The organism is Rossellomorea sp. GQ25, assembly GCF_059758515.1.
Map to the genome: position 1 here is coordinate 1,036,620 of NZ_JCAXEQ010000002.1, position 10,244 is coordinate 1,046,863.

10 protein-coding genes and 1 riboswitch are annotated in these 10,244 nt (G+C 43.5%); all 10 genes read right to left on the reverse strand.

The features are described 5' to 3' along the window. Nucleotides 1–10: 10 nt before the first annotated feature. Nucleotides 11–1,432 carry an amidophosphoribosyltransferase gene (gene purF, locus AC6CIB_RS10875; protein WP_498280457.1) on the reverse strand — a complete coding sequence of 474 codons (1,422 nt, stop codon included), beginning with the start codon at nt 1,430–1,432 and terminating at the stop codon, nt 11–13. Beyond that, nucleotides 1,408–3,642, reverse strand: coding sequence for a phosphoribosylformylglycinamidine synthase subunit PurL (gene purL, locus AC6CIB_RS10880; protein WP_498280459.1), 2,235 nt, complete (start codon nt 3,640–3,642; stop codon nt 1,408–1,410). Before purL ends, purF begins: the two co-directional genes overlap by 25 nt. Continuing rightward, the gene (gene purQ, locus AC6CIB_RS10885; RefSeq protein ID WP_498280461.1) at nt 3,626–4,312 is read right to left on the reverse strand and encodes a phosphoribosylformylglycinamidine synthase subunit PurQ; all 687 of its coding nucleotides are present in this window, start codon (nt 4,310–4,312) and stop codon (nt 3,626–3,628) included. The genes purL and purQ overlap by 17 nt, the downstream gene beginning before the upstream one ends. Beyond that, nucleotides 4,309–4,563 (reverse strand): phosphoribosylformylglycinamidine synthase subunit PurS, encoded by a 255-nt coding sequence (gene purS / locus AC6CIB_RS10890; RefSeq protein WP_498280463.1) that lies wholly within the window; start codon nt 4,561–4,563, stop codon nt 4,309–4,311. Before purS ends, purQ begins: the two co-directional genes overlap by 4 nt. Then, nucleotides 4,551–5,276, reverse strand: coding sequence for a phosphoribosylaminoimidazolesuccinocarboxamide synthase (gene purC, locus AC6CIB_RS10895; protein ID WP_498280465.1), 726 nt, complete (start codon nt 5,274–5,276; stop codon nt 4,551–4,553). The genes purS and purC overlap by 13 nt, the downstream gene beginning before the upstream one ends. 108 nt (nt 5,277–5,384) lie before the next feature. Continuing rightward, a complete protein-coding gene (gene purB, locus AC6CIB_RS10900; RefSeq protein WP_498280467.1) occupies nt 5,385–6,683 on the reverse strand; it encodes an adenylosuccinate lyase in 1,299 nt (432 codons plus the stop codon). After that, entirely contained in the window at nt 6,680–7,840 is a 1,161-nt protein-coding gene (gene purK / locus AC6CIB_RS10905; RefSeq protein ID WP_498280585.1) for a 5-(carboxyamino)imidazole ribonucleotide synthase, read from the reverse strand. Before purK ends, purB begins: the two co-directional genes overlap by 4 nt. Beyond that, nucleotides 7,827–8,306: a 5-(carboxyamino)imidazole ribonucleotide mutase gene (gene purE, locus AC6CIB_RS10910; RefSeq protein WP_498280469.1), complete on the reverse strand. Its 480-nt coding sequence runs from the start codon at nt 8,304–8,306 to the stop codon at nt 7,827–7,829. Before purE ends, purK begins: the two co-directional genes overlap by 14 nt. A gap of 156 nt (nt 8,307–8,462) precedes the next feature. Next, nucleotides 8,463–8,564, reverse strand: a riboswitch (purine riboswitch). A gap of 86 nt (nt 8,565–8,650) precedes the next feature. Beyond that, nucleotides 8,651–8,851 carry an NETI motif-containing protein gene (locus AC6CIB_RS10915; RefSeq protein ID WP_498280471.1) on the reverse strand — a complete coding sequence of 67 codons (201 nt, stop codon included), beginning with the start codon at nt 8,849–8,851 and terminating at the stop codon, nt 8,651–8,653. Continuing rightward, on the reverse strand, nt 8,848–9,399 hold the full coding sequence (locus AC6CIB_RS10920; protein ID WP_060671612.1) for a DUF2179 domain-containing protein: 552 nt from the start codon (nt 9,397–9,399) through the stop codon (nt 8,848–8,850). The genes AC6CIB_RS10915 and AC6CIB_RS10920 overlap by 4 nt, the downstream gene beginning before the upstream one ends. Between the last annotated feature and the right edge of the window lie 845 nt (nt 9,400–10,244).

Sequence of the window (10,244 nt, forward strand, 5' to 3'; positions counted from 1 at the left end):
AAGATTCCCCCTATTTCACTAACTCTTTTTCATGTGGATGAAGTGTATCCGGATAGATTTCGGTTGGATACTTCCCTGTAAAGCAAGCCAAGCATTGACCGCGATTTTCTGAAGGATCGTTTCGGTCGATCGCTTTTAACACACCTTCTGTACTCAAGAAGGTCAGAGAGTCGGCTCCGATGATCTGACGCATTTCCTCCACTGAATTGGAAGAAGCGATCAGCTCTTCATGAGTCGATGTATCAATTCCGTAGAAGCAAGGGTTCTTGATTGGCGGCGAACTGATGCACACATGAACTTCCTTGGCTCCGGCTTCTTTCAACATGCTGACGATTCGTCTACTTGTTGTTCCGCGAACGATCGAATCGTCTACCATTACCACGCGTTTCCCTTCTACCACTCCTCTGACCGGTGAAAGCTTCATCTTCACACCTTGCTCACGAAGAGATTGAGAAGGCTGTATAAACGTCCGCCCTACATAACGGTTCTTAATAAGACCCAATTCGTACGGAATTCCTGATGCTTCTGCATAGCCGATCGCACTTGAAATACTGGAATCAGGTACACCCGTTACAACGTCCGCTTCAATCGGTGCCTCTTTCGCAAGTTCCATTCCCATTCTTTTTCTGGCGGAATGAACGTTGATTCCTTGAATATTGCTGTCAGGTCTTGAGAAGTATACGTATTCCATCGTACACATCGCATTCCCACCTGAAAAACTAAACCGTTCTGAGGTCATTCCCTCATCATTGATGATCACAAGCTCCCCAGGCTCGATATCACGTACAAATTCAGCTCCTACGATATCAAAGGCACATGTTTCAGACGCAACACAGTAAGCATCCCCAAGCTTACCAAGTGATAGTGGACGAAGACCGTGTGGATCAAGTGCCACCATCATTTCCGTTTCCGTCATGACTAGAAACGCATATGCCCCTTTTAACATGGTCAGCGCATTTTTAACGCGGTCTTTTAATTGAAAATAGCCGCTTCTTTTGATCAAATGGGCCAGCACTTCTGTATCAGAACTTGTTTGAAAAATACTCCCTTGCCCTTCAAGCTGGTGCTTTAAGGCGTTCGCATTGACGAGATTCCCGTTGTGAGCAAGAGCCAGCCCGCCATTCTGCGAGTTGAAAAGGAGAGGCTGAACATTCTCGTAGCCTCCACCTCCCGCAGTAGCATACCGGACATGACCAATGGCTGAATTCCCTTCAAGCTTCTCGATGGTTCCTTCTTGAAACACTTCCGTTACGAGGCCTTCCCCTTTTAAGCAACGTAACTTCTCACCATCAGAAACGACAATTCCAGTGCCTTCTTGCCCTCTATGTTGTAAACTATGAAGTCCGTAATACGTAATTTGTGCAGCATTGGGGTGTCCCCAAATACCAAACACTCCACATTCTTCGTTTAAACCTTTGATTTCAGCAGGCATGGGATCGCTCCTTTCCAAGCTGACTCTAATTCCTCAACGGATGCATGTAAGATGACTTCTCCGCTTCCTGATGACACGTCGATTGCTCCATGATCTGCTACGCTTCCTACTACTTTGGCATCTGGAACAAGTTTCTCAAACTCGTCTTTGTTTTCAGGCTTAACTGAAACGATGAAACGGGATTGTGTTTCACTGAAAAGGTCCGCCACATTGTTTTCTCCCGAAAGCTCTACTTTTGCTCCCAATCCTTTTGTTCCAAACGTGGATTCTGCAAGAGCGACGGCGAAACCACCTTCAGCGATATCATGAGCCGATGCCACAAGACCTTTTTGGATTGCTTCTAAAAGCTGCATTTGACGGCGAAGCTCCGATTTCAAGTCAATTTTCGGTGCCTGACCGAAGATCTTTCCTTCTGTCAGCTTTTGAAGCTCACTTCCACCAAACTCTTCATGGGTTTCACCAATGACAAAAATATAGTCTCCCGCTTCCTTGAAGCCTTGAGTTGTAATATGATCGACGTCCTCGATCAATCCAACCATTCCAACGACTGGTGTTGGATAAACGGCAGTACCCATTGATTCGTTATATAGGGACACATTTCCACCGATGACTGGAGTGGACAGCTCACGACATGCTTCACTCATCCCGTCAACAGACTTCTCGATCTGCCAGAAGATTTCCGGTTTCTCTGGATTTCCGAAGTTTAAGCAGTCCGTAATCGCCAGTGGAATCGCTCCTGAACAAACGATATTTCGTGCTGCTTCCGCCACTGCGATCTTTCCTCCGACCTCTGGATCCAGGTAAAGGTAACGGGAATTACAATCCGTTGTCATGGCAAGGGCCTTTCTTGTACCGCGTACCCGTACTACCGCTGCATCAGACCCCGGGCTTACAACCGTACTTGTTCTTACTTGATGATCATATTGATCATATACCCATTCTTTACTCGCGATCGTCGGCTGCTGCAAGAGCGCCTTGAGAGTTTCTTTATTATCCTCTACTTTTGGAGCCTCAGTTTCCATTGCTTGAAACTCTTTATAATAAGCCGCTTCTTGAGAAGGCTTGTTATAAACAGGAGCTTCCTCAGCGAGTGCATCAACCGGCACATCTGCCACGACATCTCCTTTATGAAGAAGGCGAAGACGCTTATCATCTGTTACTTTTCCAATAGAAACTGCCTCTAAGTCATATTTTGAAAAAAGATCAACGATTTCTTGTTCCCGGCCTTTTTCAACGACGATCAGCATACGCTCCTGTGATTCTGAGAGCATCATTTCATATGCCGTCATTCCTCTTTCGCGCTGCGGGACAAGGTCAAGATTCATTTCAATCCCGGATCCGGCTTTACTTGCCATTTCAGCTGATGAACTTGTAAGACCAGCCGCTCCCATATCTTGTATCCCAACAAGGGCATCGTTCTGAACGAGTTCCAAACACGCTTCAAGAAGTAATTTTTCCATGAATGGATCTCCCACTTGAACCGCTGGACGCTTCTCTTCTGATCCTTCATTTAATTCCTCGGATGCGAAGGTAGCTCCGTGAATTCCATCACGCCCTGTTTTCGCTCCTACATACATGACCGTATTACCGACACCGTGGGCCTGACCTTTTTTAATATCTTTATGGTCGATCAAACCGACACACATAGCGTTTACAAGGGGATTTCCTTCGTAAGAGGCATCAAATTGAACCTCACCGCCGACGGTTGGAATACCGATGCAGTTTCCGTACCCGGCAATACCTGCTACGACTTCTTTAAATAGATACTGAACACGAGGAGAATCCAGCTCTCCAAAGCGTAAAGAGTTGAGGAGTGCGATAGGTCTTGCCCCCATCGAGAATACGTCCCGTATAATACCTCCGACACCCGTTGCCGCTCCTTGAAAAGGCTCGATGGCTGACGGATGATTGTGACTCTCGATTTTGAACACCACTGCTTGATCGTCGCCAATATCAACAATTCCAGCTCCTTCTCCTGGTCCCTGAAGAACACGTTCACCTGTCGTTGGAAACTTCATAAGTACAGGCTTGGAATTTTTATAACTGCAGTGCTCTGACCACATAACAGAAAATAGTCCGGTCTCTGTGTAGTTCGGTGTTCTTCCCAGGATGTTTTCCACCATTGAAAATTCTTCGTCAGTTAAACCCATCTCACGATAAAGCTGTTCTTCTTTCACTTTTGTTGAAGTTGGTTCAAGCATTAACGACATGTTTTTCCCTCCAGTGTTTCACAATCGATTGAAATAGTTTCTTCCCGTCTTCACTACCTAATAAAGTGTCCATGGCCCGTTCCGGGTGAGGCATCATACCGAGGACATTTCCAGCCTCATTTGTAATCCCCGCAATGTTCTCCACACTACCGTTTGGATTTTCATCACTATACGTGAAAACAATTTGGTTGTTTTCCTTAAGAGTGCTCATCGTGTCTTCATCACAGAAGTAATTTCCTTCTCCATGAGCTATTGGAATTTGGATTACTTCATTCTTTTCATAACCATTCGTAAACATCGTTTCATTGTTCCCGACGGTTAACGAAACGGTTTTACAAATGAACTTCAAGCTATCATTTCTGCGCATAGCTCCCGGAAGTAAGCCTGTTTCTAGTAAAATCTGAAATCCATTACATACGCCTAAAACCGGTTTTCCTTGCTCTGCCGCTTTCACGACCTCTTTCATGACGTTTGAGAAGCGGGCAATCGCTCCTGAACGAAGGTAATCCCCGTAAGAGAATCCTCCCGGTAACAGAATCGCATCATAGTTTTCCAGAGTATCAGCATCGTGCCAAACATATTCTACTTCTTCGCCGATCTCGTCTTTAATCGCATGGTACATATCGATGTCACAGTTAGAGCCTGGAAATACAATTACCGCAAACTTCATTGAGCCACACTCTCCTCAATCTCATATCGGTAATCCTCGATGACAGGGTTTGCGAGTAATCGATGACACATTTCTTCAACCGTCGCCTCCACGTTTTCTACAGAAGATGGAAGAGTAAGCTCCATATACTTACCGACGCGCACATCTTCAACAGACTTGAACTCCATTGAATGTAACGCATGTTTAACAGCACTTCCTTGAGGGTCCAATACACTTTCTCTTAATGTGATATAAACTTTTACTTTGTACATAGCTTGTTTCCTCCTAAGCGTTCTAAAATAATTGAGTATACTTCTGTTAAACTGCCTAAATCTCTTCTGAAAACATCCTTATCCAGCTTTTGGTTGGTCTCTGCATCCCATAACCTGCATGTGTCAGGCGATATTTCATCCCCTAATAAAATTGAACCGTTACGAGCTTTCCCAAATTCTAATTTGAAATCGACAAGCGTGACTCCCGCTTCTTTGAAAATCCCTTGAAGGACCTCATTCACACCAAGAGCCATTTCCCTTATCTCAGCGCGTTCTTCCCTAGAAGCAATCTGCAGGAAATCAATGTGATCATCCGTGATGAGTGGATCTCCCAGATCATCATCCTTATAGTAAAATTCGATGATCGGCTTTTGAAGTGGCGTACCCTCTTCTTTTCCGAGTCGCTTTGAAAGGCTTCCCGCAATCACATTGCGAACCACGACTTCAAGCGGGATGATACGTACACGTTTGACCAGCTGCTCATAATCCGATAACTGTTTAATAAAGTGACTCTGTATTCCTTTTTCCGCAAGCTTTGAAAATAGCAAGCTCGAAATCTTATTATTTAAAACCCCTTTGCCGTCGATGTCCGCTTTTTTCTCCCCGTTAAAAGCAGTGGCAGAATTCTTATACTGAATCCAAACAACATCCTCTTCCTGTGTTGCAAAGATTTGTTTCGCTTTGCCTTCATATAAAAGTGTCCCTTTTTCCATGTGAAATCCCCTCCGCTAACGTAATATTGCCAATCTTCAGTCTATATTTCCATAAAAAAAGGGAGGGATTTTGCTAAAACCCCTGCCCTATTCAATTATTAGAAGGACTTATTCCACTAAGCCGCAACGTTCAAAGATCGTATCCACATGCTTCAAGTGATAGTTGTAATCGAAACAATCATCAATATCAGCTGGAGAAAGCTTTGACGTAATCGTGTCGTCTTCTTCAATCAATGAACGGAAGGCCACTTGCTTCTCCCATGCCTCCATCGCTTTCGGCTGAACCGTATCATAAGCTTCTTCACGCGTCATCCCCTTATCGATAAGGGCTAAAAGGACACGTTGAGAGTAAATCAAACCAAGCGTACGATCCATATTGCGCTGCATATTCTCCGGGAACACCGTTAAGTTCTTGATGATATTTCCGAAACGGTTCAGCATATAATTTAGAGCAATCGTCGCATCCGGCAGGATCACACGCTCTGCTGATGAGTGAGAGATATCACGCTCATGCCATAGTGGCACGTTCTCATACGCTGTCAGCATGTAACCTCTGATTACACGCGCCATACCCGTCATATTCTCAGAACCTATCGGGTTACGTTTATGAGGCATGGCCGATGACCCTTTTTGACCCTTCGCGAAGAACTCTTCCACTTCTCGTGTTTCACTCTTCTGCAGGCCGCGAACCTCAACAGAAAACTTCTCGATGGAAGTCGCAATCAGTGCAAGTGTCCCCATGTAATGAGCATGACGATCACGTTGTAATGTTTGTGTAGAAACAGGAGCTGGCTTGATGCCAAGCTTTTCACACACATAGGACTCTACGAATGGATCGATATTCGCATACGTTCCAACGGCACCTGAAATCTTCCCAAATTCCACTCCATCTGCGGCTGCTTTGAATCGCTCTACGTTACGCTTCATCTCTTCATACCAAAGGGCAAGCTTTAAACCGAAAGTAGTCGGTTCAGCATGAACACCATGCGTACGCCCCATCATGACCGTATGTTTGTGCTCAATCGCTTTACTCTTTAAAATTTCTACAAATCGCTCTAAGTCTTTCAGAATGATGTCGTTTGCCTGCTTTAATTGATAAGAAAGAGCTGTATCCACTACGTCAGTAGAAGTCAGTCCGTAATGAACCCATTTTCTTTCTTCTCCGAGGGTTTCAGAAACCGCTCTGGTGAAAGCTACCACATCGTGTCGCGTTTCTTCTTCGATTTCCTTAATACGATCTACATTGAATCCAGCGTTCTCACGAATCTTCGCCACATCCCCTTTAGGAATGTCCCCGATTTCTGCCCACGCTTCACATGCCAAAATTTCCACTTCAAGCCATGCTTGAAAACGATTTTCCTCTGTCCAAATAGCTCCCATTTCAGGGCGTGTATAACGTTCTATCATACTAGTCGTCCTCCGATCTTTTCTTGCACCTTCCAAATTCCAGCTTCGTTTATAGTCGTCAATGTCTCTTCCATATCATTTGTTAAAAGAGTGACATGCCCCATCTTACGTTTCGGCTTTGGTACATCCTTTCCGTAAAGATGAATAAACCAGTCTGGATGCTTTGGAACAGCCTTCATAATAGGCTCCATATGCTCTCCTAATAGGTTAACCATCACAGCGTTCTTTAATAAGGTGGGTTGAACAAGCGGCCAGTTACATACCGCTTTTATATGCTGGGCGAATTGTGAGTAGTCACATGCTTCAATCGAATAATGACCGGAATTATGAGGTCTGGGAGCCAGTTCATTAATGTAGATGTCTCCATCCTCCGTCAGGAACATTTCAATCGCGAGCGTTCCCACAAGGTCAAGGGTCTCACTTATTCTCTTCGCCATCTCGATCGCTCTATCTGATACTTCTCCACTAACCCTTGCCGGAGCAATCGTTTCATGTAAAATATTATCCACATGAATATTTTCCACCACCGGAAAGTTGGTTTGCTGTCCATCGGGATTTCGTGTCACAATGACAGATAACTCTTTTTCAAAAGGAATCCATTTCTCTAACACACATGGACCGTTCTCCAATAAAGCAGCGGCTTCTTCTACCCCGCTCTCTTCACGGATCACATATTGCCCTTTTCCGTCATAACCACCTCTGGATGTTTTCAGAACCACTGGATAGTCAAGCTTTTCTATATTATCATAGATGTCCTGTTGTTGTTTAATCACAGCATAAGGAGCTACTTTCACCCCTGCAAGCGTAAGGGCTTCCTTTTCCATGATGCGATCCTGTGTAATGCGGATCAACTCTGCCCCTTGAGGTAAAAAGGCACGCTCCGACAACCATTTAAGCGCTTCATAATCGATATTTTCAAATTCATACGTAATCACGTCACACTCTTCTGCCAGTCTATAAAGAGCATCATACTGGTCAAAGGCGGCAGTGATTACTAGATCTGCTACTTGGGAACATGGTGATTGTGGTGCTGGGTCTAAAACAGCCACTCGAAAGCCATTTTGTTTCGCAGCAAGGGCCATCATTCGTCCAAGCTGTCCACCGCCAATGATCCCGATCATCTGTCCTGGTAAAATCGTCTTCTTATTCAAGGTCATCACTACTTTCCAACACCTTTTCCCGTAACGCGTCTCTTCTATTTTCTAAAGTAGCGGCCAACTCTGTATTTTCTATCGAAAGGATTTGTGCTGCTAACAGCCCGGCATTTGTAGCTCCAGCCTTCCCGATCGCAACGGTTGCGACCGGAACACCCCCGGGCATCTGTACAATCGACAGCAACGAATCCATCCCATTTAGGGCTTTCGATTGTACCGGAACCCCAACCACAGGTAATGTCGTCTTCGCTGCCACCATTCCAGGTAAGTGAGCAGCACCGCCTGCACCTGCAATAATGACTTTCACTCCTCTATCTCTGGCACTTTCAGCATACTCAAACATATAATCAGGCGTCCTGTGAGCCGATACAACTCGTTTCTCAAACGGAATCTCTAACTCTTCCAATACCTCACACGCATGCTTCATTGTCTCCCAGTCCGATGTACTTCCCATGATTACTGATATCATAATGGTGACAGGCACCTCCCGTAATTTATCGAATCCCTTTCAACAAAAATACCCAGATCAATTGTTCTCTACTTTTTGAGAGAAAGCAATTGATCTGGGTATTTTACAGAGAATGGTCCCATTTTATCCGATAGGGTCCACAAACGAGCTCGTATCCAGACAGCTACTTTCCCTCATAGTCCGACCATTTACGGTAGTCAGGTAGAGACTCATGGGCCATATTCCCATTATTATATGAGGGTATTCGGTTTATTTGTCTCCATCATAACGTGATATAGAGGCTCTGTCAACGAATAATCGAACGATAATAAAAGTCTGAAAATTAATGTTCGGATTTGAAGCGTTTACTCTTGAATCTTCTTTCCCTCAAAGACAATTGTCTGTTTAATAGGGACATACTCTGTTTTCGTTCCATCTTTTTGTTCTTCAAACACAGGTTTTTCCATCCGTCTTACCGGCATATAACCCATTTCCTTCATACGGTCTAAACAATCTGTAATCGTCTCATTCTCTTGTACTTCAAATAATAATTTCTTTTTACTCATTCTTTTAGTTTTCCTTTGCGAATATTTCGTACTGTCTTCACCCAGAACCCGCCATGAATCGCCTTCGGTTCATACGCAATGATAAATGCCTTTGGGTCAAGCTCTTTAATTGTATCATACAGCTTCATCTCATACTTTCTCGGAGTCAGGATCTGCAGGGCCATACGGTTTCCTTCCAGTCCATTCGCTTCCCAGTTCGTCACCCCGTAGCCTCTTGCACGAAGTTCATTCGGAAGGGCCTTATCATACTCCTTCGTGATCACATTCACTGTAATATACCCAAGAGCCAGCTTCTCCTCGATTTTCATCCCGACAATCACACCCAAACCATACCCGACCGCATATGCGATCAGATTCTGAATCTCATTCAGGTTGTCCAGAACCAGCCCAAGACCGACAACATAAATCACTACTTCAAATGTACTCACAAAAGCAGCAATATATCGATAACCCTTTAACGTCAAAATCATTCTGATCGTAAAAAAGGATACGTATACAACATTGATGATCAAAATAATCGCTACCATCACAAAACTATTGTCTAACACCGAGATGCTCCTCTCTCCACTACTACTAGTAGTATGCTCAAATTAAGTATCTATTTTACTAGAAAAGAATCCGAATATGAACCATTACAAGAAAAATATCAGGGATGAACCAGTGACAATTTCTAGAAAAATCATATGTCCTATTCTGTGTCTTTCCTATTTTAACTAAGTTAAAACAACAAAAGGCTAAATAGTTGCCAGTCATCGCTACCATTTAGCCTTTTTCATGTAAGATCTTATAGAGATTTTAACTTTTCAACAGCCTCAGCTGGTTCTACACAATCTTTGTAATCGGCTTTCGTATGGGTGGATATCGATAAAGATTTTGGGGAGTAGTTGTCTATATGTCTAATGATAATTTGGGAATCTGTAGATTTTTGTTTGGAGTTTGCTACTGGTCTTAAGTGATGAAGCAATTAAAATCTCTTCTATATAAGTTTTTTGGTTAGAAAGTTAGTATAATAGTCAAAACGTACCGCATTTTTAACGAGATCTTTCTTTATATTGTGCTTATAGTGCCTACTAATATAGTAAATCTTTAATAAAGGGGTTGTTTTTGTAAAAAAATGCTTATATTTTCCTCAAAACCTGATGCCCAAATGAGTTAATTTCCTCATTTTTCAATTTTATGCGTCGTTTTTTTATTTTATGCGTCGTTTTCATCCTTTTATGCGTCATTTACTATTTTCTAACATTTAGAATGTGTGAGGGTTTGCGCACAAACACGGATCTTTTATTCAATTCCAAGTCTACCTGTATAGAAGATGGGTGCCTGATTCACCGTCCAACAACATTTCTGATAAAAAAACAAAAAAAGAGCAACCCCTAAGAGCTACTCTTTATTC